This window comes from Pseudoduganella sp. GW821-FHT12E03 (assembly GCF_058807115.1).
The window spans coordinates 880,671-904,478 of record NZ_JBXAQJ010000001.1 but is presented as its reverse complement, the minus strand read 5'-3'; the positions used below and the strand labels follow the sequence as shown (position 1 = coordinate 904,478).

Genomic DNA, 23,808 nt, shown 5'->3' with positions numbered 1-23,808 from the left:
CGATATTAATGTGCGCCGCCCATCACGGCGGCGATCATGCGGGCGGCGAAGTTGCCGATTAAAACGCCTTTGCTTTCCAGCGCGGCGATCTCAGCGTCGTTCATGCCCAGGGCATGGCACACCGCATGGTTGTCCTCGCCTTGCAAGGCCGGGGCGCCCGGCAATGGAAGTTCGGCATCGGAAAACCGCCACGGACGGCCAGGCAGCCGGAAGGCGCCGCCATTGCGGTCCGGCACGTCAATCGTGGCGCCCCAGTACTCGGCCCATTCGCTTTCGGCAATCTGGTCCAGAGTGCGGATTTCGCCGATGGCGATTTTTGCCTCGTCCAGCTGGGCGTCGACCGCCGCCAAGGTGGGGAATGAATAGATCCATGCCTGGACCACGGCCTTGAGCGCATCGATATTGGCGCGCCGTGCCGCCGCCGTGGCGAAGCGCGGATCGTCCGCCAAGTCGGGGCGGCGCATGGCGGCGAGGAAGAAGCGGAAGGTGATCGTGCCCACTAGGCTGATGGCGGAAATAAAGCGCTCGCCCTGCGGGCCGTCAAAGAAGGCGCCGTCGGTCGCCCCGAGGATGGCCGGTTCGTCGCCCGTGTCGAGCCCACTGAGGCTGACATGCGCCGCCTCGTTGACTGCCATGATGGTCGCGGCCATGGCGATGTCGATATGCTGCCCCCGTCCGGTCGCTTCGCGCTGGCGCAGGGCCGCCAGGATGCCGATGACGCCTTGCATGCCGGCGTAGACGTCGCCGTGCGACAGGGCGTCGGTCTGCGGCTGGGCCAGGTTGCTGTCGAAGTGGTCCATCGAATGGGCGGTAAACCCCGCCTCCGCCTGCACGGTCGCGGCATACGCCATGCGGCCGCGCCACGGCCCTTGCTGGCCATAGCCTGAAATCGAGGCGTAGATCAGGCGCGGGTTGCGCGCCGCCAGCGTGGCGTAATCCAACCCGAAGGCGGCCAGCGTGCCTGGACGGAAATTCTCGACCAGGATGTCGGCTTCGTCGCACAGGCGCAGCGCGATCTCGCGCGCTTCGGGCCGGTTGAGGTCGATGGAGATGTTTTGCTTGCCGGCGTTTTGCTGGGCATAGTAGCCGGACATGCCATTGGCGTTGATCGGCGCCGAAAAGCGCGACACGTCGGCGCGCGGCGGTTCGATCTTGATCACCGTGGCGCCAAGGTCTTGCAGGGTGCGGGCGCACAGGGGCCCCGCCAGGACGCGGGAAAAGTCCACCACGCGCAGGCCGTCGAGAGGGGCGGCCATGCTCAGCGTCCCACGAAGCGGGCCATGCCCGAACCGCTTTTCATCATCGAGTCGATGCCGATGGCCAGGTCTTCGCTGCGCCACAGCGGCAGTTGCAGCTGCTCCATCGCCGCATCCGCCGCGGCCACACCCTGGTCGATGGCCAGGGCCGCCAGGCGCTTGGTAATGCCGTGGGCCAAAGTCGGGCCATTGGCCAGTTCCAGCGCCACCGCCATCGCCGCGGCGTCGAGATGGGCGTCGTCGACCACGCGGTTGATCAGATTCCAGCGTTCCATGGTCTCGGCGTCGTAGCGGTGGCCCAGCATGGACATCTCCTTGGCGCGCAGCGCACCGGCGCGCTGGGCCTGGCGCTGCACCGCTCCCATCAGCGGATTGAGGCCAACCGTCACTTCGACCGAGCCGATCTTGGACGAGCGGGCTGCCAGGATGAAGTCGCAAGCGAGCGCCAATTCAAAGCCGCCGCCGACACAGACCCCGTGCACCGCCGCGACGATGGGCAGCGGGCAGGCTTCGAAGCGTTGAAGGAATTCAACGGGCGAATGGGACGGGCCCGCGCCGGTTTTCATTGCCTCCTGCAGCACCACCGGGTCGGCGCCGGCGGAAAAGTGGCGCAGGCTGCTGCGCAGCAGGATGGCGCGGGCGCCGGCGGCCATGGCGTCGTCCAGGCCTTGCAGGATACCCGCGGTGAGTACCGGACCCAGCAGGTTATGCGGGGCGTGGGCCATGGTCAGGACGCCGACCTGGCCTTCCATGGTGAGAGTGATGCTGGGGTTGGACATGCGGATCTCCTGGTTGGTTTGGTGAACCTGCAGTGTGCTGCGAGGTCCCAACGCAAACAAGGTTGTTTCATGCCATTCAAGAGGTGATATCCTGCCAATCATGCACACAGAATTTCAACTTGCTTCCGGATCGACGCAAGGCTTCCTGGCTTTGCGCGACGAATTGGCCGACCAGGGCGTGGCCGAAGCCGACCTGCTTGCCGGTACCCAGATCGCGCGCGACTGGTTCGCGCATCCCACCGAGGCCCTGCCGCACAGCCAGCGCCTGGCGTTGATCCGCAATGCGTGGCGCTTGGCGCGGCGGCCCGACACCGCCTTGCGCGCGGGACGCCGCCAGCGCATCAGCGACTTTGGCATGTTCGGGTATGCCCTCGCCAGCAGCCTGACGATCGGCGATGCGATCCGCTTCGGCATGCGCCACCTTGACCTTGCCGGCCCCGTAATGCGCATCAGCTTTGTCGTGGAGGGGGAGGTTGCGGTGTTCCGCACCCACAACCCGCAGGCGCTGGGGCCCCTGATGCCGTTTGTCGCGGAATTCTGGCGCAGCTCGATGACCACCTTGATGAGTCTTGTGCTGGAACATCCGTTTCCCAACCGGGCGATGTATTTTCCGTACCCGGCGCCGTCCCATGCCGGCGAGTTTGCCCAGGCGTTGCACTGTGCGGCGCACTTTGGCGGCGAGCGCATGGAATGGCATTTCGAGGCATCGGTGCTCGATGCCGCCTGCCCAAACGCCAGTTCATTGACCGCGAAGATTTGTTCGAGTTTTTGCGACAGGGTGATGTCCCTGAGCGGCGGGCAGACGCCGCTGCAGCGGGAAGTCCGCCTCGTCCTGCTCGGCTATGCCGGGCGGTCGCCGACGGCGGGGGCGATGGCGCGCGAACTCGGGCTGTCCGAACGGACGTTTTTCCGAAGGCTGGGGGAAGAACTGACCAGCTACCAGGCCATCATCGACGATGTGCGCCGCATGCTGGCCACCGAGTACCTGCGCTCGACGCGCCTTTCAGTCGAGGAGATCGGGCACCGCGTCGGCTTTGCCGACACGGCGAACTTTCGCAAGGCGTTCGCCAGGTGGACCGGCAAGAGTCCGTCGCAGTGCCGGCGGGAGGCTGATGGGGAAGGGTGACGCGGGCGGCAAGGCGCCGCACAGGAAGACGTTGACCTCCACCGGGCCGCGTCTTCGTGCGCGCGGCCCGGGCGTGACGCCCGCTGCGGCGCTTACGGTTCCTGTCCCGGTTCGGGCATGATTTGCCCGCCTTCCATGACCCACGAAGCGGGCACGTCGAGCACGGCCACGATCACGGCATGGGGATCGGCGCCGGTCAGCGCGATATAGGCGTCGGACACCTGGCGGATGATGGCGTGCCGGATGGATTGCGGGCGGCCCGCACGAATCTGGCCGCGAATGATGGCGGGCGTCGCCCGCTTGCCGGCAGTGAACGCATGTCCGCTTTCAAGCTCGGTAAACAGCACATGCACATAACTTGCAGGGGCGCCGGTTTCCCTGGTGTGGATTGCGGTGATGGACTCGGCCAGCGCGCTTCGCTGCTGCGCGTTGAGCGTGCCTTGGGTGGTTTGGCATTCGTAGACAGGCATATGGGCTCCGTTGTTTCATAACATAACGATCGTTAGCCTAACGGTCGTCATGTTATAATGCAAGCCGTTTTTACTGCCTATCGAGGGACCATTACCATGCGGTATTCGCCAGGACACAAGGAACAAACGCGCGCGAAGCTGCTCAGCACAGCGGGGCGGATGGCGAAGACAAGTGGCTTTGGCGCCACGGGGGTGGACGGATTCACCGCGGCGGCAGGCCTGACCGCCGGCGCGTTCTACGCCCACTTTCGATCCAAGGCGGAATTCTTGACCGCGACGGTCGAGCATGAGTTGACGCGCTCCCACAGTGGCTTTGCGGACAAGACCGGCGCCGAATTCATGCAGGCGGTCGCGCACTATCTCAGCGCGCAACACGTGGAACACCCGGAGACCGGCTGCATGCTGCCTTCCCTGACGCCCGAGATTGCCCGGTCAGGCGTGGACACCCGGCTGGCCTTCGAGGAAACCGTCCAGAAAATCAGGGATATCGCCAGGCAGCACGTCGCAAACGAAGCGGCGGCCTGGCCCCTGGTCTGCCAGATGGTGGGCGCGGTGATGATCGCCCGCGCCATGGAAACCGATGCGGCACGTCAAGCGCTGCTGTCGGATGTGCAGGAGCATTGCAAGGAACTTATTTCCCAGGCCAGGGCGCCGTCGGGAATGACTGAATGACTTGCGCAGGGTGGTTCGACATACGCCCCCATCCATAGAGGCTTCACCTACTGCTTCAGCCGCTCAATAAACCATCTCCCGGCCGGCCCGGGCGGCTCGTCCTTGCGATGAATCGCCTGCATGGAAAACCCCGGGCCGACAGTGGGATGGGTCTCGAGCTCTATCCGCACCAGGGCGCCGCTTTGCAAATCCTGCTCCACCATGTGCAGCGGCATGTGGCCCCAGCCCAGTCCCGCGCGCAGGAAGGCATGCTTGGCGCCGAGATCGGCCAGGCGCCAGATTTGCGCCGACAGCACGCCAAAGTTGCGGCCCTCGGTCAGTGACGAGCGGTCCGTCAGCACCAATTGCACGTGCTGCCGGGTGGTGGCGCGCAGCACCGGGCCCCGGATGGCCGCCAGCGGGTGGCCGGGCGCGACGACCGTCACCGCCTGCACGCTGAGCAGGTATTCCGCTGCGCAGGAGTCTGGCACGTCCGGCAGCGAGCCAATCACCGCCACCCGGCAGCGTCCATCGAGCAAGGGCTGCAGCACCGCACCCAGCGCTTCCACGTACAGCCGCAGCGGGGTGGCGGGAAAGGCCTGGTGAAAGGCCTGCACCGCCGTGGTCAGCGTCGCAATCGGGAACATCACATCGACTGCCACGGCCAGTTCGGCTTCCTGCCCCTCGGCGAGGATGCGGGCCTTGGATTTGAACGCATCCATGCTGCTGACCGCCACCCGCGCTTCCTGCAGCAGCGCGTGGCCGGCCTCGGTCAGCACCGGGTAGCGCCCGGTGCGCTCGAACAGGGGAAAGCCGACCTGCTGCTCGAGATTGGCCAGCGTGTGGCTGACCACCGATTGCGCGCGCCGCAGCTTGCGCCCGGCCGCTGAAAAACTCCCTTCATCGGCCGCGGCGATAAAGGTACGCAGCTGGTCCAGTGACATGGCGTCCAGCATCCATCTTCTCCTTAGATATATTCCATCTAAATATATAGGCTACCGCGATACATAAGGCAAGCCTACCATGGCTCCATCGTCACCCGAAAGGAATCATCGCCATGAAAACCACCGTTACCCCCACCACGCTTGCTCCTGCGCTCGGCCGCATCCTGATGGCCGCCATCTTTGTCTTCAGCGGCATCGGCAAAATTGCCAATCCTGCCGCCACGATCGGCTATATCCAGTCCAGCGGCTTGCCGTTCGCCACGCTCGGCCTGGCGATCGCCATCGCCGTGGAACTGGGCGGCGGCGCCATGCTGGCGCTCGGCTTCCAGGCCCGTCGGGTGGCCGCCGCGCTGGCCGTGTTCTCTGTTGTCACCGGCCTGGCCTTCCACGGCGCCATCGGCGACCAGAACCAACTGATTCACCTGCTGAAAAACATCGCCATGGCCGGCGGGCTGCTGCAAGTCGTGGCCTTTGGCGCCGGCGCGTTCAGCCTTGATCGCGGCGCCACGCGCAAGACCGCCGCCCGGATGGCCTGAAGCATCGCAACCAGACAGAAAGGAAATCGCCATGAACCACCAGGTACGCATCCACCAGAACGGCCAGCCGTCCGTCATGCAATACGAAGCGCTGGCGCGGGACAACGCCGCGCCCGGCCCCGGCCAGGTCCGCATCCGCCACGACGCCATCGGCCTGAACTTCGTCGATACCCTGTTCCGCAACGGCGCCTTCAGCGTGCCGCTGCCATTCACCATGGGTGTCGAAGGGGCCGGCGTGGTGCTGGCAGCAGGTGATGGCGTCGATGATCTCCAGCCAGGCGACCGTGTGGCATATTTCTTCTCGCTCGGCGCCTATGCGGACGAACGGCTGATCGACGCCAGCCAACTGGTCAAATTGCCGGAGCAGGTGAGTACGGAAACCGCCGCCGCCGTGCTGACCAAAGGGCTGACCGCGTGGATGATGCTGTTCGGCGCGCACCAAGTGAAGCGTGGCGAAACAGTCCTGGTCCATGCGGCGGCGGGTGGCGTTGGCGCCATGGTGTCGCGCTGGGCCCGGGCGCTGGGCGCCAGGGTGATCGCAACGGTGGGTTCGCCGTCCAAGGCCGCACTGGTGCGCGCGGCAGGCATCGAGCATGTGCTCGATGCGAACGATCCGGAACTGGCGGCCAAGGTGCGCGCCCTGAACGGAGGGCGGGGCGTCGACGTGGTGTTTGAACTGGTCGGCAAGAGCACCTTCGCGCAGTCGGTGGCGGCGCTGCGCGGCGACGGCCACTTGCTTCACATCGGTAATGCCTCCGGCAATCCCGACATCGACCACGATACGCTGGCGGCGCGCGGCATCCGCTACCAGCACGCCACCACCGGCCAGTATGCGGGTAGCCGCAGCGGCCTGGAGCAGGGCGCGAGGACCTTGTTCGCGGCGCTGAAGGACGGGGTGTTCGGCACGATTACGCCAGTCCGCTACCGCCTGGCCGACGTGGTGCAGGCGCACACCGATCTCGAGGCACGCCGCATTGCCGGGCCGGCTATCCTGGTGCCGTGATCAACGACGGCCGTCCGTGCGGGCCGGCGGGCGCGGCTGTTACTTGACCGAGAAGCGCACGCTCATTTGCGCCTTGTCCGGGAAGGTGATGAACGCCACTGCCTTGGTGCCGCTGTCCAGCTTGACGTCGCCGGTGGCGACCAGCGTATTGTCGGCGCCACCGGACAAGGCGAGTTCCGTCTTATTGCCGCCTTTCAGTACAGTCAGCGTTCCGCTGGCGCCCGCCATTGGTACCGCCTTGCCATGGTCATCCACATAAATCGTGGTCTTGCCATCCTTGTTGACCAGTTCAAACGACATGTCGCCCGCACTTTTGACGATGCCGCCGTGTTTGGCCGGGCTTTCGTGCGCGCCGGCCGGCGCGGCAACGGCGACTGCCACGCCGAGGGCCATCATTGCAAACAGTTTTTTCATTTTGCTCTCCATGGTTTATTGAGATAGACGCGGCGGCTGGAACAGGGCGCCGCCGCCAACCCTTTGCTTCAATATGCTTGTTCGTGATCGGTGGCCAGCAGCGCTTCCAGCGGCCGGCGGCCGACCCGCCAGAAAATCAGGGGCGTCAGCAAGGTGTCAAGCAGGGTTGAACTGAGCAGCCCGCCGAAAATCACCACCGCCACCGGATGCAGGATTTCCTTGCCGGGCGCGTTGGCGGCCAGCAGCAGTGGCACCAGGGCACATGCCGCCACCAGCGCTGTCATCAACACCGGCGTCAGCCGCTCCAGCGACCCGCGCATGATCATCGGCCAGCCAAAGGTCTCGCCTTCGAATTTGCACAGGTTGACGTAGTGGCTGATCTTCAGGATGCCGTTGCGCGTGGCAATGCCTGCCAGCGTGATAAAGCCGACCATCGACGCCACCGACAGGGCGACGCCGCCCAGCCACATCGCCAGCACGCTGCCCACCAGGGCGAACGGTATGTTGCCCATGATGACCGCCGCCAGGACGGCCGAACGGTAACGCGTGTAGAGCACCAGGAAAATCAGGGCCAGCGATGCGATCGACAGCCCCGCGATCAACCGTTGCGCCTGCTCCTGTGCCTGGAACTGGCCCTCGATGCTGACAAAATAGCCGCCCGGCAGCGCTGCGCCGGTCACCGCATGGCGCACGTCGGTGATAATGCGCGACGTGTTCGTGCCGTCGGTATTGGCATAGACCACAATGCGGCGCCGGCCGTTTTCGCGACCGATCTGGTTCGGGCCGTCACTCTCTTCAATGGAGGCGAGCGTGCCCAGCGGCACACGCCCGGCGGGGGTGTCGAGCATCAGGCGCTGCAGGTCCTGCGGCGTGCGGTGCGTGTCGGCCAGCCGCAGCACCAGGTCGTAGCGGTGCGCGCTGTCGATCACCTGCGTCACCCGCGTTCCCTCCGACATCGCTTCCAGCGTCGCCAGTATCTGCCCGGGGGACATGCCCACTTGCGCCGCCTTGCGGTAATCGATGCGGACCTTGATCTGCGGGATCAGGACCTGCCGTTCGACCGACAGGTCGACCAGGCCCGGCACGCCGGACAGCTTGCCGCGCAGCGTATCGGCCAGCCCGCGCAGGGTATCGATGTCGTCGCCATAGATTTTTACGGCGACCTGCGCGCGCACGCCGGACAGCAAATGGTCCAGCCGGTGCGAAATCGGCTGGCCGATCGCCACCGAGGCGGGAATCACGGACAACTGGCTGCGGATGGCGGCCATGACCTGTTCGCGCGAGCGCCTGGACGGCTTCAAGTCCACGTCGATCTCCGACGAATGCACGCCTTCGGCATGCTCGTCCAGCTCGGCGCGGCCGGTGCGGCGGCCCACCTTGGCCACTTCCGACACCTGGGCGATCAGGGTTTCGGCCAGCGCGCCCATGCGGTTGGCTTCGGCCAGCGATGTGCCTGGCGTAAACGTCATGCCCATCACCAGCGAACCCTCGTTAAACGCGGGCAGGAAGGCGCGCGGAAAAAATGGCACCGATGCCGCGGCGGCCAATACCGCGACAGCCGCCACCGCCAGCACTGCGCGGGCATGGCGGAACGACCACCGCAACACTCGTTCATCCCACCGCTTCAAGCATCGCACCAGCGGCGTGTCGCCGTGTTGCAGCCGTTTCATGTGAGGCAATAAATACAGGGCCAGCACCGGTGTGACGGTCATGGAGACCAGCATCGATGCGAGGATGGCGGCGATATAGGCGATCCCGAGCGGTGCAAACAGCCGTCCTTCGATACCGGGCAGTGCAAACAGGGGCACAAACACCAGCACGACGATGACGGTGGCGTAGACGATGCCCGAACGCACTTCCACGGAGGCCCGCCATACGGTCTCCAGAATGGATGCCCCTTGCGGGCGCTGCTTCAGGCGGCGCACGATATTCTCCACGTCAACGACGGCATCGTCCACCAGTTCGCCAACGGCGATGGCCAGGCCGCCCAGGGTCATGACATTGATGGACTGTCCCAGTAAATGAAACGCCACGGCGGTGACTGCCAGAGACAGCGGGATGGCCACCAGGGAAATGGCCATGCTGCGGGCGCTGAGCAGGAAAGCGAACAGCACCACCGCCACCAGGACGGCGCCGTCACGCAGCGCTTCGGCCACGTTGCCGAGGGACGCGTCGATAAAATTGGCCTGCCTGAACAGCACTTGCGGCGCCGCCATGCCGGCGGGCAAGCCCTGCCGCAATTCCGCCAGCGCGGTCTCGATCTGGCGTGTCAAGTGGACGGTATCGGCGGCGGGCTGCTTTTGCACGCTGACGATGACGGCCGGGCCGCCGTTCATGCCGGCGTCGCCCCGTTTGAACGCCGGAGCGTAACGCACGACCGCGACCTGTTCCAGCAGCACGGGCGCACCGTTACGGTAAGCCACGGGCAGACCGCGCGCATCTTCAAGCCGGGTGGTGCGGCCCAGGTTGCGGATCAACACTTCGCGGCTGCCCAGGTCGATAAAGCCGCCGCTGCTGTTGGCGGCAAAGCCGCGCAGCGCGCCGGTGACCTGGTCCAGCGAGATACCCCATTGCGCCATCCTGGCGCTGTCCGGCTCCACGCGCAGCTGGCGCACTTCTCCGCCGATCGGGATCACCTGCGACACACCGGGAATCGACAGCAGGCGCGGCCGCAGCACGAAGTCGGCATAGTCGCGCGCCTGCATCGGGTCGGTTCTGGCCATGTCGATCGGCAGCGCGATCAGCATGATTTCACCCATGATCGACGATACCGGCCCCATGACAGGGGTGACGCCGCCCGGCAGTTGCTGCTTGACGAGGGCCAGGCGTTCGGCCACCAGTTGCCGGTTGCGATAGACGTCGGTCCCCCAGTCGAATTCGGCATAGACAATGGACAGGCCGACACCGGACGTCGAGCGGACCCGCGTCACACCCGGCATGCCGTTCAGCGCGGTCTCCAGCGGAAACGATACGAGCTGCTCGACTTCTTCCGGCGCCATACCGCCGGCCTCGCTCAGGACCGTCACGACGGGCTTGTTCAGGTCGGGAAACACGTCGACCGGGGTGCGTAACGCCGTCACCGCGCCATATACCATCAGCAGCAGCGCGGCGGCCAGGACCGGCAGCCGGTTGTTCAGGCTGAAACGTACGATTGCGTTAAACATGTCGGCCTACCGGATCTGGTTGATCAGCGCTGCGCCCCGTACCACCACCCGGTTTTCCGGGCTCAGTCCGCTTGTGACGACAACCGTGTGGGCATCGAGTGCTTTGGCCTCGACCGGCAGTGCAATAAAACGCGTGGCGCCGGACTTGATCCACACCACGGTTTCGTTGGCCGGATTGCGCGCCAGCGCCTCCGCCGGCACGGCAATGCCCTTGACCGTGGCGTACTGCCGCACCAGCACCGTGACTGGTTGGCCCACCGCCAGCGGCAGCGCCTTGCCGGCGGCGCGGAAACTGATCGTCAATGCACCGTCGCGCAGGCTGCGGCTGCCACCGACCAATTGCAGCTGCGCGTCCGGCGCGGCGGGGAGGGCGGCCGAAGCAATCCGGCCCGCCAGCGCAGGGTCAGTGGACGCCGCCTCCACCAGCACCCGGGCCGGGTCAATGATGTCGAACAGGACGTCGCGCGCCTCGACGACCTGGCCGGCCAGCGCCTGGGCGCTGGCAATGACGCCGCTGGCCGGTGCGGCAATCGCCTCATGGCCGGCCACGGCGGCGGCGATGGCTTTTTCACGTCCGACGATGCTGGCCAGTTCGGCACGCGCCGTGTCGACGTCCTTGGCCGGCACGGTGCCTTCCAGCGCTTCCAGCCGCTGCACGCGCCGTTCCGCTGCGCCGCGAATGGCGCGCAGGTCGGCCAGCGCCGCCTGCTGGCTGCCCCGTTCGGCGGCGCTGGACAGCGGGCGCAGGTAAGCGAGAACCTCGCCTTTGCGCACGGCTTGTCCGGGTACCGGTAAACCGCGTGGCCCCGGCTCGATCCGCCCGGCGAACGGCGCCTGCACCCGGCCGCCCGCGTTGGGGTCGATGGCGACCCGGCCATTGAGCTCGAGGATGACGGGATGGTCGGCTTGTACGGCCTTGATGGTGCGTATGGTCATGCGCCGCTGGGCCAGCTTCGGCACATTGACACTGCCGTCGGGCAGGCGCGCCAGGCCACTGGCGGGCGCCGTCGCCTGGCCATCGAGGTGTTCGCCGTTCGGGCCATGGGCGCCGGGCGATGCCTGGGTGGCGTTGAACACGACGGCAAGCATGAGCGCGCATATGCGGGCGGGGAGGCGGCGGTTCATGGCTGCACCTCCGTGCGGCGGTTGCGGCGGCGCAGGCGGGTGACGGCGGCGGGAAGCAGCGCCGCCGGCACGGCAGCCAGCAGCCACCAGCGCGACCATGCGCTGTCGTGGCTGTGCCCTGCGGGAGCGCCGACCTCCAACGTTCCTTCCAGCAGGTCGCTTTCCTCGCCGTGGACGAAGGTAAACAGCAGCGCATGCTTACCGGGCTTGCCGAGCGCCTGCAGGAATTGTTCGTCGTCGATCGCGTAATCGCCGATGTCTGAATGGAAGGTTGCCTGCGCCTTGAGGTTTTTATATTGCACTTCCAGCTTGCCATTCAAGACCGGCTCATTGGTATCGTAGCGGTCCACCATGACCGACAGTTCGCCGCCGGACAGGTGACCGACCACTTCGAACAGCTCGCTGAAGGTTTCCACCCGGGGCACGCTGCCGGCCGTGGTGGCGGCCACCGGGCCGTCCAGGTGTTCGCCGTTCGGGCCGTGGGCGCCAGGGGAGGCATGAGCGGGCCCCAAAGCGGCCAGCACTATGAGTAGAGAAAGGAGATTTTTCATCAGGGAATGATTCCGTATGCCTGGTTCAGTTGAGCGTGGGCCAGTGCCAGCTGGATGCGCTGCCGGCGCAGCGAGAGCGCCGCTTCATGGGACAGCGCTTGTGAGCGCAGCAATTCCGCCAGCGGCTTTTCGCCGAGGCGGAACGCCTTGTCGAACAGCGCGGTATGTTCCCGCAGCGCCGTGGCGCGCGCGGTTGCCGCATCAAGCGCCTGGCGGGCGTACCCGAGCTGTTCGTGCGCCAGTTGCAGTTCCGCGTCGACACTGGCCTGGACCTGTGACAGTTCGGCCGATGCGGTGGCCAATTGGGTGGCCGCGGCGGTTTCGGCTGGCCGGTGATGGACAGCCCCGCCCAGCGGTATATGCAACGCGACGCCGATGCGGCTGTCGCTGGCGGCCGTCGCGCTGTCGCGTTCACGGCGCACCGACAATGCGACGGTGGGCGGCGCCTGGCGATGCGCCGCCGACGATTCCAGTGCGGCGCTGGCGTGCGTTTGGGTGGCCAGGGCCGCACGCAGCCGGATATGGCCAGCGGTGGCGCCGTCCGCTACCGGCAGCGCTTCGGGCGGCAAGTCCGGCACGCTGCTGGCGCCCGTCATCAGGCGCCAGCGTGACAGCGACTCGGCGGCACGGCCACGCGCGGCTGCCAGGTCCGAGGTGGCGGCATGCACTTCCTGTTCCGCCATCAGGCCATCGCTGCGCGCCAGCTCGCCAACGCGTACGCGGCGCTGCACGTCAGCGGCCAGCCGCGTTAAATGCTCCAGATAATCCTGTTTCTCAGCGAGCACCGCACAGGCCGCCGATGCTTCCCACAGGCGCAAGCGTACCTCGCCGGCGATCGCCAGCTTCGCCTGCAATAGTTGAGCTTCGAGTTCATCGCTGCCCGTCCGTGCCAGCAAGCGGCGCGCGGCATGCTGGCTTGGCAGCAGCACCGGCGCCGACAGCGACAGTTCCGATTCGCGTTGGCCGTGCCGAGCCATCCAGCGGTCGCTGCTATTGGATAAACCCAGCGTCGGCGCGCCGCCCAGCCAGGAACCGGATAACGCGCTGGCGGCCGCGATTTCATCCTGGCGGGCCGCCAGGGTGCGCGCCAGCGGCGAGCGCTGCCAGGCGCTTTCCACCAGATCATGTAATTGCGGCGCAGCCAGCGTGGGCTGGGCTTGCGCGCGGATTGCCGGCGGCATCAGTAATGCCGCCACTGCCACAAAGACAGGCAGGCGTGAGATACGCATGAATTCTCCCGAGGTGCATCAATGGATCACCGGGAGGCGGGCACACCGCGCCTGGCGGCGCAGGCCATCAGGCGTCAGGCGGTTGTGCGATTGGTCCCCCGGCGGCTCAGCCGAGGGCGACGGAAGGCGGCTTGTGGGGACAATCCGGTATCGGATCGGGAAGGAATGTTGCGGGTTCCGGCGGCGCCGGGGTCACGAGGGGCACCGTCCCGGAGACGAGTTGCGCGGCAAGGACAATCCCGGCCGGCTGTGTTGATCCGGCGTGGTCCTGCAGGTGTTTGGCCGACTCATCCGAGTGGTCATAATGGATCGTCCCATCGTCGTCGTGATGGTGCTCGACATGCTCGTCATGTTCCACCAAATGCCGCAACGACAAGCCATCCTGGACGGACGCGTGTTCCCACAGCGCGGCAATGCTTTGCAGCGGCAGGCATATCAGCAACAGGATACAGAACAGTTGTCGCACGGGCGGGAAGTCCAAGGAGGAGGGCAGATTATATCAGGGACGAATTTGAACGGAGCCCAGTTTCGTATCGCATGGCAATGGGGAAGTGCTGGCGATCCGGGTAAACGTCACCGCAAAATCTAATCGATATTATGCACAATAATATCGATTAGATAAGATTTACTAAATGACATTAACAATACCCCATGTCCTACTTGAGCACAAGGGGGCGTGGGCCAGATGGAACAGCACTGCCGCCCAGTCCGGGCTCCGAGCAGTCGTCGACTTTGCTGAATCCGGCACATGTGTCTGGCGCCGTTGCCAAGATTCCGGCAAAACCAAACTGGCATGAATGTCCCCGGTATGTATAGAACGGCAACGGCGTCAGGCGCCCAATGGTCACCAACTGTCCCGTATGATCCCGCCAGAGCTTAACCCACAAATCCAGTGCCTACCGGCCGTTTACGGGATGAAATCCACGGGAGGCAGCCATCCGGAGCCGCACGAGCAACGGAATGCGCACTTGATAGCATGGAGCGTTTTACGGAGTGATGGCAACGGCATTGCCAGCTGGCGTCCAAATGCCTGGCGGTGCGCAACGCGTAAATGCTTTGCGACGATTTCCAGCGAAGTGCGGCCAGTGTTTATGCGTCGAACGGCAGTGCGAGTGCCTGGACAGATAGTCAAACCGGTCGCGGCCGGCGGTCCCGTGCGATCGGGGGATTTCAGTTGGCGATTACGGCGAGCACATTGAGCGCGGACTCTTTAAAGTCTTTAAAGCGACGTTGCCGGGTAAAGTCAGCTGCGGGTGTAGTTCGTGGCGTTGTGGTCAACAACGGCTGCATGCCAGAAATGGCATTTCGGGGTAGGACTTAAAAACAGCAGAAAGTGGCGGGGTATCCTGCAATAGCCGCACAGGATCAGGCGTCGACTTCGCATTTGACATAATATAGATTATGCGAAGTTAGGCATGTCGCAGCAAAGCTGTAATGTCCGATTTCTGCAAACCGGAAATGTCGATCATTTTGGTGGTTGGCGATTGCTGAAGGCTCGACTCAAGGAGCCCATCATGATCACGAATCAGGATGATGATGAGCTTGCGTGAGATTGACCGGCTAAAAGCCATCCAGGCCGTGGCGAATGGCATTCAACGTGCTCCGTGTCGGATTGCCTACGCGGCCGTTTCACTGGTCATCGGGCTGCTGTTATCGCGCATCGTTTAGGCGGACGTTGCCTTCGGTGTCTGGACAGCGATATTTTGCGTGACGCGTCACGAAATTATCGCTGATAGATGTGGATCTGGAATCAGCCGGCGTGCTCGCACAGATATTCTGTGATCGCTTTTCGGAGCCGTGTCGCAATCTCTACTAATAATCAACCTTCATTCCGCTGCACCTTATTTCCCAGGCCCCGGGAGATTTCGAGCTGCACTCCCGTTTCCTCATTTTGTTGCGGATGTTATACGCACTGCTGAATAGATTCTTACTTAAAAATGTCCCCAATTCTTCGGGATAAACTGAAGAGTCTCTCCGGCGAGAGAGATTTTTTATCTGCCCGCGCTCGTCTTTTTAAAGAACGCGGGATGCCGCCAAAGTTCGCGGTAGTCTGGTTCGTACCAGGGAAGACTACTTCCGCAAACTCATCCATGCGCAGCAGTCGGCTTCCGGCGCCCTCTTCCTCGAGCCACTTTGCAACCGCGTTTGGCAAGCAAATTCCCTTAGTCATCGGTGACAAAAGGCAACGCAACTGGCTGTGCCGGATCGAGGGCGCAACCTTCACGCGAGTCGCCGACTCCTTTGCCAACCCTTGTCGGCATTTCTTACAAATAATGCGCGCAATTGCAGAGTTTGCAGGCGCAAGCATTTGTTCTTAAATGCTTACGTTGAATAGGCACATATTATGCTCACTCATTTTATCGGATGGCAGGAAGTATATTGATGGGTTTCATTCTGAAGTACGCTTTTAAACAAGGAGTCTACGATGACGATACGGAATCGAATGGTTGGTTTAATACTTGCCGCCGGAATGCTTGGCTCTGCGCATGGCAGCGTCATTACGTTCTCCACCGACTTTATTGCCGGGTCTGATTGGCGTTATCACTACATGGTTACCAGTGACTCCTCCGGACCCAGCATCAATGAATTCACTGTCTATTTCGACCGCAGCTTGTATACCAACCTGGCAGTGGCCGCCTCGCCTGCGAATTGGGACGCCATTGCGATCCAGTCGGACCTCGGCATCCCGGCGGATGGCTTCTTCGATGCGCTCGCGCTGGCAGGCGGAATCGGGCCGGGAAGCGCTTTGAGTGGATACTCGGTGCGCTTTACTTACCTGGGCCAAGGAACCCCTGGCGCGCAACCGTTCGAGACGCTGGATGAAAACTTCGTGGTCATCGGCTCCGGCATGACGCGGCCCCTGCAAGTAAGCCCGGTTCCAGAACCCGGCGGGCTGTTAATGCTCCTTACCGGGCTGGCGGTCTTACTCGCGCGGCAGCGCCGATAAATCAGGAAGGAGCTCACCATGAAACTGAATCTGCTCGTCCCCTTCCGGGCCCTGCCAATCCTTGCCGCATGTTTTATCGGAGCTACGCTCCATGCCGCTCCGGCAGTAACGGGTATGCAACTGGTCAGCGAGACGCGGATTTCCCGCACAGTATTTGACTATACGTATCGCGTCACCATCGTCAATGACGACACCGCCCGCAAGGATGTCGTGGCCCAAGTCGTGTCGGTCGGCGCCGGCACGGAAATCCGGGACGGCGCCATCACTGTGGGCGCGCTGGCGGCAAACCAGCAAGTGGCGCCGGCCGACGCGATCACGTTGCGCCACGACCGCACCCAACCCTTCTTGCCGTCAGCCATAGCCTGGATCGTCAACGGAACGGAAGTGCCGCCTCCCAATGGCAACCCGCCGCCCGGCATCCTAGTTCCGGGCGACCCGCTCTCGACCATCGGGCAGTCGATGCCCGATCATGATTCGTCCCGCGTGGTGCCGGCATCGGAAATCAGCACCGACCCGGATACCGGTAACCGCGTCATCCGCACCGCGATTTACGTCGTGTTCCGGCAAGACGCCTCGGTCGCGGACGTCAATGCGATGTTGAATTCCATTAACGGCCGCATCCTGTCGAGCTTTGCCAACAACGGCGCCGTCTCGGTCGGGATTCCCGATCCAGGCAGCCTGAGCGCATTGCAAACGCTGATGGACACCCTGAAGGCCCATGCGGCCGTCGACATCGTGCTGGAAGATGGCGTCGCGACACCCGAGGCCCTCCCGCAGGAGAACTACGGCGACAATACGCTGCCGTACCTGGATCACCATCTCGGCGTGCGCGGCGCCGCAGCCTGGAATGCGCGGTCGGCGCTCGCCACGTCCGGTCCGCCGCCGGCGTTCCTGATCTACGACATCTTCGGCAATGGGCCACCATTGTTGCCGTTAAATCAAGTCAACTGGAACAATCCCGCAGCGTTTCCTGCTAGTTGCAACACGCCCCAGACGGCCATATGCCAGCACGGCTACCATGTCACCGGCATCGCATTAGGGGATTTCGGCGGCACCGGAAATCTTGGACAAGTGACAGGGATGTATCCTTCCGGCGCCGCGGCTCAAAAAACCGTGGACGGCTACCTGATCGATGCCTGGACTATCAGGACGGGATTTGACCTCAATTTCAAAAGGATGTTGGGCAGCATACCCGGAAAATTCGTGCTCAACACCAGCATGGCGGACACACTCAAGTGCGGCCATCCGACAGACGCCAAGGCGATTGCACACGCGCGTTTATGGCTGCAATTGCTGCGTGGCCCCAACCTGGCGCAGCCGTCCGCCCTGGAAAGCAATTACTTTCAAGCAGCGGCGGCGGGAAACAATACCTGCGGCAATTCTGACTCCCCGGTGGCAGGGATAGTCGATATAGCCAGCAAACAGGTGGGGCGTTATACCGCACCATGGACAGCGGCCAGCTTAATCCCGGACGCCGACCTGGGGGCGCCGGCGCTCGCTAACACGCTGGTGGTCGAGAACCGCGAAGTACTGCCCGGCTTGCCGGGCCCGCTGGCGTCGGCGGCGAAGCCAGGCTGCACCTACGGTGGCTTTTCGATGGTCGGGACGGTCAATGGCCAGCCCAATACCACCTATGGCGCGTCCTATACCGAAGGCCACGTGGCGGCGATCGGCTCGCGCCATGCAACGCCAAGCGGCGTGTGGTCATACCTCGACGCGACACCAACCCAGGCCGGGGCCCTGTCCGGCACTTCCATGGCGGCGCCCCAAGTGGCGGGATTGGCAATGTATCTATGGACTTTGCGACCCGACCTGACGGGGCCCGAGGTGGCCAGCCGTATCAAAGCCCATGCAACCACCCCGGCGTGCCCTCTCGATGCACGGTCCGCGACACCGGTGATCGATGCCTACGCGACAATACTCAGCGCCGACCAGGGCTTTGCCGCCAGCATGCATCCAGTGCGCCAGGCCATCCTGGATGTGGTTGGCGCTGATGGGAAGTTCGACGCGCAGGACACACAGGCTTTCCTGGATGCGATTTTCCCCAATGCGGGCGCTGCGCTGGTGCCGGATTATTCCAGCTTTGACTTGAATGGCGACGGCTTCACCGGCGGCCTGGGAACCGCGGCGGTCAATCTGGATATGTCGTACGATACGCAAGGCAAGAGCACCTATTCCATTGTCACCACCGCGCAAAATGGCTTTCCCTTGAAGCTCAATGAGGAACAGGTGACCGATTTCGATGTGCTGTGCTACTACGTCAACAGCGACCTGTTCCCGCCACATGAACTGGCGCTGTTCGAGCAGCAGTTGCAGGCGGTCCGCGCCAAGCCGGGCCGCGCCAACGTGACCTGCGCGAAACCCGTTGCTGCAACCATCGCCTTGTCCGATTCACTGGCGGGGTGGAGCGGCATGCCGGGCACATCGCAAGTGGACGACTTGCGGGCGGTATCCATCCCCAGTTTCCAGGCCTTCGGCAATAACGGCTGCGTATTCGGCGAGCGCGGCGGGCCAATTTTCAGCAGCACCGTGGAAACCGGCGCCGTATTCCTGGCGGCTTCGCGCGCGACCAATGTGCCCGCGCAGCTCACTAATGGCATCAACCGCAGCAATTGCTCCAGCTCCGTCGCCTACAAGAATGTGGCCTCGGCGCCGGGCGTACCGTTGCGGCCGAAACTATGGATCAATGCCACAGGCCGCTCGGTGACACCCGGGATATTCGGACGCGACTGGGAATACCAGACCCGCCTGTACTCGGATGGCGCGACTACGACCTGCATCGTGGGCGTGGTGCCGAATTCAGGCAATTTCGCCGCCACGTTCACCACCAGCAACTGTGTCGGGACATTGGTGTTCGCACCGGCACAATAAATTCAGGCCCCCTGCCACCCCCGCGCATCGTAAAACACAGGCACAGGCCTGCACCGGTGCACAGGGGCGGCACTGTCGTCGCCAGTTGCCGCGCGTTGCTTACAAAGCACGCCTTCACCCGTCGAGCGCGTCACAAAAAACAATACAGTGTTACTCTGGGCCGTCCCATTCCGGTCTGCACTGAAAAACTGCTGAATTCGCACAGCGAATCGAGGTATAGTTAAATAGTTCTTTCAAGCAATGGTTGCTGCACCATGCAGATACTGACCCGCCTGTTGAAACGCCAGGTACAGACCCTTGTGCTGTGCTTGAGCACGCTTGGACCGTTGTCGGCCGCGCTGGCCGACCCGGCGCCGCCCCGGTGGACCCCGATGGGCGCAACGGTATTCAAGCATATGTCCGCGCCGCTGACCCATTCGATGGCCCAGGATCGCCGTGGCTTCATCTGGCTGGGCACGCAGTCAGGCCTGATTCGCTGGGATGGCTACACATCGCGCCTTTACACGGCCGACAGCAAGCGTCCCCGCGCCCTTCCCGACAATTTTTTGCGCACCGTGCACGTGGACAGCCGTGGCAACTTGTGGATCGGCACCAGCTCGGGCGGCATGGCCCGCTATGACCCGGCCAGCGACGATTTCACCGTCATCAGCGCCGGCCCCAAGGGCGTCAGTGACGCGCACGTGGCCGCTTTTGCCGACGACGGCGCCGGCGGCTTGTGGATCGGCACCGCCAACGGGCTCGACCACATGGATGCAGCCGGCAAACTGGCCGCCTCGTCGGACACCGTGCTGCCGCCCTCCACGCGCGGATCAGCCGTCCGCACCATTGAAGCGCTGTTGCGCGACCGCGCGGGTGGCTTGTGGATCGGCACCCGGGCAGGTTTGCTCTACCGCGCGCCGAACGCGGCGGCCGCCACGGCGGTCGGGCTGGATGCGCCCATCAACGCCCTGCTGCAGGACTCGAATGGCCGTATCTGGATTGGCACGCGCGACCAGGGCGCCTTCGCGATCCCGGCGGGAGAACATCGCGCCGTCCCCGTCGTGGAAAGTGGCCCCGATGCCGCCTTGCACAAGCAACGCGTGTGTGCCATCACTGAAGTATCGCCCCGGGAAATCTGGTTCGGCACCGAAGGGGGCGGGATCGTCGCGCTCGACCCCGACAGCGGCGTCACGCGCCGCATCCGCCACAAGCCCGACGCGCCCGACAGCCTGAGCGACAACGATGCCTATGCGCTGTTCCGCGAACGCAGCGGCCTGATCATGGTCGGCGCCACCTCGGCGAACAGCGTGCACGATCCGCGCCCGCGGGCCGTGACCACCATCCGCGACACGGGGCTGCCGGTGGACGGTAAATTCACGGCGCCCAGCCTGCTGGCGCGCCCGGATGGAAACGTATGGGTTGCGCTGGGCGGCGGCGGTATCGACATCCTCGACCCCACGGCCGGTGGCGTTGGCCAAATCGCGGCCGGCAAGCCTGGCGGCCTGCCCACCGGGCGGGTCTTGTCCATGGCCAATGGTCCCGACGGCAACGTGTACGTCGGCACCCAGCAGGGCCTGTTCCGGATCGACGCCGAGGGCAAGCTGGTCGAGTCCATCCAGGTGGCGGGCCGCAGCGGCAGCGCGGCATCGTGGGCCGTGGCGTTTCAGGATGGCGTCCTGTGGGTCGGCGGACTCGACGGCCTGTGGGCGCTCAAGTTGGGCGCCACCGGCGTGACGGCGACCGTGCTGCGGCACGAGGACGCCAAGCTCGGTGACAGCCGCGTCACGTCGCTGCTTGCGCTGCCCAATGGCGGCTTGTGGATCGGCACGCGCGCCGGACTCGCCTTTTTGCCGTCGGCCGAAGGCAGCCTGGAAGTCATACCCACCGACGCGGCCGCCGGCGACCGGCTGCTGCCAGGTTTTACATCGTCGCTCGCGCTGGACCAGCAAGGCCGCCTGTGGACGTCCACCTTTGGACGGGGCATGCAAGTGCTCGAACGCACCGACGCCGATGGACGGCGGCGCTTCCGCCGTATTGAAACCACGCATGGCTTGCCGGACAATAGCGTCAATGCCGTGTTGGCGGACCGCCGAGGCGCGATGTGGGCGAGCACCGATAAGGGATTGGCGCGCATCGATACCGCGACCCTGGAAGTCAAGGCGCTCAGTGTGGCCGACGGCGTGCACATTACCCAGTACTGGACCAATTCCGCCGCGCTGACCGATCAAGGCGAGTTGCTCTTTGGCGGCATTACCGGGATCACCGTAGTGCGCCCCGATCAACTGGCCGAGGTCGACTACCGCGCCCCCGTCGTGGTCACCGACCTGGCGGTGGGCGACCAGCCGGTGGCGCCGGGCCGCTATATCCAGGGAACGGACGCTCCCGTGGCCACTGCGCTGGAAATCACCCCCGAGGGGAAAGAACGGGGATTCTCGCTGGAGTTCGCGGCGCTCGATTATTCGGCGTCCGACCGTGCGCAGTACGCTTACCGGCTGGTCGGCTTCGACAGCGGCTGGATCCCGACCGCGCCCGGTTCGCGCCGCCTCGGCTACACCAACCTTCCCCCCGGCAACTACACGCTGCAGTTGCGCGCCGCAACGCGCGCCGGCGAGTGGACGGAGCCGCTCAGCCTGCCCGTGCACGCATTGCCGTCGTGGCACCAGATGGCATGGGTGCGCGCCCTGGCGGTCTTGCTGGCCTTTGGCGCGATCGCCTGGCTGGTGCGCTTGCGCATCGCCTGGTACCGGCGCCGCCAGGCGGAGTTGGAATCGATGGTGGAACAGCGCACGGCCGAACTGCGCGCCAGCCAGGTGATGCTGGAACAGCTCGCCTACGCCGATCCATTGACCGGTCTGCCCAACCGCCGTCTGTTCAGCGACGAACTGCGCCACATGCGCGCGCAAACCGTCCGCGACAAGACGCCGTTTACGCTGCTGCTGATCGACCTGGATCATTTCAAGCAAGTCAACGACACGCTCGGTCACGATGCCGGCGATGCGCTGCTGACGGAAGTGGCGCGCCGCCTGCGCCTGTGCGTGCGTGAAACAGATCGCCTGGCCCGGCTGGGCGGCGACGAATTCGCGGTCTTGCTCAGCAATACGGCCGATGAACAGGACGTCGATCAGGTCGCGCGCCGCATTGTCGACAGCGTTTCCGAACCGATTCCTTTCGGCGCGCATCGGATGCGGGTCGGCGCCAGCATCGGCGCCGCCGCTTGCCATGGCACCCAGGCCAGCGACGAAGCGCTGTACAAGCAGGCCGATCTGGCGCTATATCAAGCCAAGAGCGCGGGGCGCAATACCTGGGTGTGGTACCGGGCTGAGGAACATGAGGAAGTGGCAAGCACTTGAGCGCCGCGCTGGCACGCCTTGCGTCGTTTTATGTGCCTAATGAAAGTATTTCTGGAGGTTTCCAGTATGGCGCAACTTCTTAACTAGAGATTTAGGTTAGCGTGCTCTTGCGGAACTCTGATTCTCTGAGCTTCGTATCATTCGATGGATCTTCTTTAAGGTTGAAAATGTCCATCACAAAACACACAGAAAAAAATCAGGAACAGCCTTGGGTTAGAAGACTATTCCTGAGCAGAATTTGAACAACCCACACAATGCAAGACGATGTGGGTGTGGTAATTAGAAGGGCAAGCGGTCCGGGTCTTCCACTTCCTCATGCAACAGCATGTTGTTAGGAAGAAGTAGTCCCTTTCGTTTCACATAGCCCGAAATTTCAAGATTAGCCGCAGCATTCAACAAATCATCAGGCGTGAACACATAGGGATAGTTTCTCATTACGAAATTGTAGTATTCACTAATTTCGCCTTGATCAATTCCAATCATACCAGGATGAATAATAGCATTGGCGATACGTGATTGCTCTTCTCTCCCTATCTCACCAATAGTAACCATCTGATCAAGAATTTTCATGCACTCCCAAAACGTATGATTTCCAGTCCGTGCGTTGTACAGATACGTCAGCACATTCTTGTAAAAGCCATGTTTAATTGGAAGAATAATTTCAGATTTTTCGTCACCAGTGATGGCCTTAACCTGTAAACCAGCAGGAATTTTGGTGCCATTGATAACGAGAGGTTCAAAATCAACAGGAACAGTACCATCCTGTTGTGCCTTACCCTTCCTTTGCACCGGACGAACAAACCGGATGTCAGTGTTACAGGTAGGCTCGTAGTAATAAGGGTATTTCAACTGAGTGTATGCCAACCCTGTTCCGATTGCTTCATACGACTTGATGAAATCCCAATTCGGTGTACTTTTTCCGCTTCGACGTGAACACCAGGAAATCACTTCCTTTGCCACATTAGGACTATCTTTAAGTTTCCGAACTGTCATTGCCTCAAACAAGAAGCCTATGAACTGATTAGATGCCAAAGTTGTCCTGAACACGTAATTGCGACTCTGCGGGTCGTAGTGCAAATGACCCGTTTGCAAACCATCGTTCATGTAATTTATCAAGTGGTTATTCCGAAGTGCTGCCTCGCTAATACGTGGGCATAGGCCAGGATAGTTCGGATTGATAGCGCCAATAGGTATTACAACTTGGATACCCATGTGAGGCGTTCCATCAGCACCAACAAACTCTTGAAAATCAGGGGTTACGATAATGTTGCTCATGATGTTACCTACAACAACCTATGTGAGCGTTCAGCCTTTGTTCCTGTTATTTTTGGATCTGAACTTGTCTCTTCATGGCTGAGGTTCTATGTCTAAGTGGTTTGTAAAATTCAAGCGGACCAGCATGAAAGGTTGTAG

The 23,808-nt window shown here is 63.1% G+C and carries 19 protein-coding genes; 7 read left to right on the top strand and 12 right to left on the bottom strand.

Annotated elements, in window-relative coordinates; translation table 11 throughout:
* Positions 1-5: 5 nt before the first annotated feature.
* Positions 6-1,256 carry a CaiB/BaiF CoA transferase family protein gene (locus AC1RRC_RS03510; protein WP_493053864.1) on the bottom strand — a complete coding sequence of 417 codons (1,251 nt, stop codon included), beginning with the start codon at positions 1,254-1,256 and terminating at the stop codon, positions 6-8.
* A 2-nt stretch (positions 1,257-1,258) separates the two neighbouring features.
* Positions 1,259-2,035, bottom strand: coding sequence for an enoyl-CoA hydratase/isomerase family protein (locus tag AC1RRC_RS03505; protein ID WP_493053863.1), 777 nt, complete (start codon positions 2,033-2,035; stop codon positions 1,259-1,261).
* Positions 2,036-2,135: 100 nt separating this feature from the next.
* On the opposite strand from AC1RRC_RS03505, the gene AC1RRC_RS03500 reads away from it, so the two are divergent.
* A complete protein-coding gene (locus tag AC1RRC_RS03500; protein WP_493053862.1) occupies positions 2,136-3,161 on the top strand; it encodes an AraC family transcriptional regulator in 1,026 nt (341 codons plus the stop codon).
* A 92-nt stretch (positions 3,162-3,253) separates the two neighbouring features.
* Here the strand turns inward: AC1RRC_RS03500 and AC1RRC_RS03495 are convergent, their stop codons facing one another.
* Positions 3,254-3,631 carry a tautomerase family protein gene (locus AC1RRC_RS03495; protein WP_493053861.1) on the bottom strand — a complete coding sequence of 126 codons (378 nt, stop codon included), beginning with the start codon at positions 3,629-3,631 and terminating at the stop codon, positions 3,254-3,256.
* A 96-nt stretch (positions 3,632-3,727) separates the two neighbouring features.
* Between AC1RRC_RS03495 and AC1RRC_RS03490 the strand changes: the two genes are divergently transcribed.
* Complete coding sequence (locus tag AC1RRC_RS03490) at positions 3,728-4,303, top strand: TetR/AcrR family transcriptional regulator (RefSeq protein WP_493053860.1); 576 nt, start codon at positions 3,728-3,730, stop codon at positions 4,301-4,303.
* A gap of 47 nt (positions 4,304-4,350) precedes the next feature.
* Here the strand turns inward: AC1RRC_RS03490 and AC1RRC_RS03485 are convergent, their stop codons facing one another.
* Positions 4,351-5,238, bottom strand: a complete 888-nt coding sequence (locus AC1RRC_RS03485) for a LysR family transcriptional regulator (protein ID WP_493053859.1) — start codon at positions 5,236-5,238, stop codon at positions 4,351-4,353.
* A 101-nt stretch (positions 5,239-5,339) separates the two neighbouring features.
* Between AC1RRC_RS03485 and AC1RRC_RS03480 the strand changes: the two genes are divergently transcribed.
* Complete coding sequence (locus AC1RRC_RS03480; protein WP_493053858.1) at positions 5,340-5,762, top strand: DoxX family protein; 423 nt, start codon at positions 5,340-5,342, stop codon at positions 5,760-5,762.
* 31 nt (positions 5,763-5,793) lie between these two features.
* Positions 5,794-6,765 carry a quinone oxidoreductase family protein gene (locus tag AC1RRC_RS03475; RefSeq protein WP_493053857.1) on the top strand — a complete coding sequence of 324 codons (972 nt, stop codon included), beginning with the start codon at positions 5,794-5,796 and terminating at the stop codon, positions 6,763-6,765.
* A 39-nt stretch (positions 6,766-6,804) separates the two neighbouring features.
* Here AC1RRC_RS03475 and AC1RRC_RS03470 read toward each other — a convergent pair whose 3' ends face one another.
* The 7 genes from AC1RRC_RS03470 to AC1RRC_RS03440 form a co-directional block, all read right to left on the bottom strand.
* Positions 6,805-7,179, bottom strand: a complete 375-nt coding sequence (locus AC1RRC_RS03470) for a hypothetical protein (protein WP_493053856.1) — start codon at positions 7,177-7,179, stop codon at positions 6,805-6,807.
* Positions 7,180-7,247: 68 nt separating this feature from the next.
* The gene (locus tag AC1RRC_RS03465; RefSeq protein WP_493053855.1) at positions 7,248-10,343 is read right to left on the bottom strand and encodes an efflux RND transporter permease subunit; all 3,096 of its coding nucleotides are present in this window, start codon (positions 10,341-10,343) and stop codon (positions 7,248-7,250) included.
* Between the two features lie 6 nt (positions 10,344-10,349).
* Positions 10,350-11,468, bottom strand: a complete 1,119-nt coding sequence (locus AC1RRC_RS03460; protein ID WP_493053854.1) for an efflux RND transporter periplasmic adaptor subunit — start codon at positions 11,466-11,468, stop codon at positions 10,350-10,352.
* Positions 11,465-12,019 (bottom strand): hypothetical protein, encoded by a 555-nt coding sequence (locus AC1RRC_RS03455; protein WP_493053853.1) that lies wholly within the window; start codon positions 12,017-12,019, stop codon positions 11,465-11,467. The genes AC1RRC_RS03460 and AC1RRC_RS03455 overlap by 4 nt, the downstream gene beginning before the upstream one ends.
* Positions 12,019-13,248, bottom strand: coding sequence for a TolC family protein (locus AC1RRC_RS03450; RefSeq protein WP_493053852.1), 1,230 nt, complete (start codon positions 13,246-13,248; stop codon positions 12,019-12,021). Before AC1RRC_RS03450 ends, AC1RRC_RS03455 begins: the two co-directional genes overlap by 1 nt.
* Before the next feature lie 106 nt (positions 13,249-13,354).
* Positions 13,355-13,714 (bottom strand): hypothetical protein, encoded by a 360-nt coding sequence (locus tag AC1RRC_RS03445; protein WP_493053851.1) that lies wholly within the window; start codon positions 13,712-13,714, stop codon positions 13,355-13,357.
* Positions 13,715-14,657: 943 nt separating this feature from the next.
* Positions 14,658-14,840 (bottom strand): hypothetical protein, encoded by a 183-nt coding sequence (locus AC1RRC_RS03440; protein ID WP_493053850.1) that lies wholly within the window; start codon positions 14,838-14,840, stop codon positions 14,658-14,660.
* A gap of 833 nt (positions 14,841-15,673) precedes the next feature.
* Between AC1RRC_RS03440 and AC1RRC_RS03435 the strand changes: the two genes are divergently transcribed.
* The 3 genes from AC1RRC_RS03435 (at position 15,674) to AC1RRC_RS03425 (ending at position 22,395) form a co-directional block, all read left to right on the top strand.
* A complete protein-coding gene (locus AC1RRC_RS03435) occupies positions 15,674-16,195 on the top strand; it encodes a PEP-CTERM sorting domain-containing protein (protein WP_493053849.1) in 522 nt (173 codons plus the stop codon).
* A gap of 114 nt (positions 16,196-16,309) precedes the next feature.
* Positions 16,310-19,066, top strand: coding sequence for a S8/S53 family peptidase (locus tag AC1RRC_RS03430; RefSeq protein ID WP_493053848.1), 2,757 nt, complete (start codon positions 16,310-16,312; stop codon positions 19,064-19,066).
* Between the two features lie 254 nt (positions 19,067-19,320).
* Positions 19,321-22,395 carry a diguanylate cyclase domain-containing protein gene (locus AC1RRC_RS03425; RefSeq protein WP_493053847.1) on the top strand — a complete coding sequence of 1,025 codons (3,075 nt, stop codon included), beginning with the start codon at positions 19,321-19,323 and terminating at the stop codon, positions 22,393-22,395.
* A 279-nt stretch (positions 22,396-22,674) separates the two neighbouring features.
* On the opposite strand, the gene AC1RRC_RS03420 is transcribed toward AC1RRC_RS03425, so the two are convergent.
* Positions 22,675-23,670, bottom strand: a complete 996-nt coding sequence (locus AC1RRC_RS03420; protein WP_493053846.1) for a hypothetical protein — start codon at positions 23,668-23,670, stop codon at positions 22,675-22,677.
* Between the last annotated feature and the right edge of the window lie 138 nt (positions 23,671-23,808).

Coding starts and splice junctions, on each gene's coding strand:
- AC1RRC_RS03505 (WP_493053863.1), bottom strand. CDS start 2,035: ATGTCCAACCCCAGCATCACTCTCACCATGGAAGGCCAGGTCGGCGTC.
- AC1RRC_RS03480 (WP_493053858.1), top strand. CDS start 5,340: ATGAAAACCACCGTTACCCCCACCACGCTTGCTCCTGCGCTCGGCCGC.
- AC1RRC_RS03435 (WP_493053849.1), top strand. CDS start 15,674: ATGACGATACGGAATCGAATGGTTGGTTTAATACTTGCCGCCGGAATG.
- AC1RRC_RS03450 (WP_493053852.1), bottom strand. CDS start 13,248: ATGCGTATCTCACGCCTGCCTGTCTTTGTGGCAGTGGCGGCATTACTG.
- AC1RRC_RS03485 (WP_493053859.1), bottom strand. CDS start 5,238: ATGCTGGACGCCATGTCACTGGACCAGCTGCGTACCTTTATCGCCGCG.
- AC1RRC_RS03490 (WP_493053860.1), top strand. CDS start 3,728: ATGCGGTATTCGCCAGGACACAAGGAACAAACGCGCGCGAAGCTGCTC.
- AC1RRC_RS03510 (WP_493053864.1), bottom strand. CDS start 1,256: ATGGCCGCCCCTCTCGACGGCCTGCGCGTGGTGGACTTTTCCCGCGTC.
- AC1RRC_RS03495 (WP_493053861.1), bottom strand. CDS start 3,631: ATGCCTGTCTACGAATGCCAAACCACCCAAGGCACGCTCAACGCGCAG.
- AC1RRC_RS03425 (WP_493053847.1), top strand. CDS start 19,321: ATGCAGATACTGACCCGCCTGTTGAAACGCCAGGTACAGACCCTTGTG.
- AC1RRC_RS03455 (WP_493053853.1), bottom strand. CDS start 12,019: ATGAAAAATCTCCTTTCTCTACTCATAGTGCTGGCCGCTTTGGGGCCC.
- AC1RRC_RS03475 (WP_493053857.1), top strand. CDS start 5,794: ATGAACCACCAGGTACGCATCCACCAGAACGGCCAGCCGTCCGTCATG.
- AC1RRC_RS03460 (WP_493053854.1), bottom strand. CDS start 11,468: ATGAACCGCCGCCTCCCCGCCCGCATATGCGCGCTCATGCTTGCCGTC.
- AC1RRC_RS03440 (WP_493053850.1), bottom strand. CDS start 14,840: ATGCCATTCGCCACGGCCTGGATGGCTTTTAGCCGGTCAATCTCACGC.
- AC1RRC_RS03420 (WP_493053846.1), bottom strand. CDS start 23,670: ATGAGCAACATTATCGTAACCCCTGATTTTCAAGAGTTTGTTGGTGCT.
- AC1RRC_RS03430 (WP_493053848.1), top strand. CDS start 16,310: ATGCAACTGGTCAGCGAGACGCGGATTTCCCGCACAGTATTTGACTAT.
- AC1RRC_RS03465 (WP_493053855.1), bottom strand. CDS start 10,343: ATGTTTAACGCAATCGTACGTTTCAGCCTGAACAACCGGCTGCCGGTC.
- AC1RRC_RS03470 (WP_493053856.1), bottom strand. CDS start 7,179: ATGAAAAAACTGTTTGCAATGATGGCCCTCGGCGTGGCAGTCGCCGTT.
- AC1RRC_RS03500 (WP_493053862.1), top strand. CDS start 2,136: ATGCACACAGAATTTCAACTTGCTTCCGGATCGACGCAAGGCTTCCTG.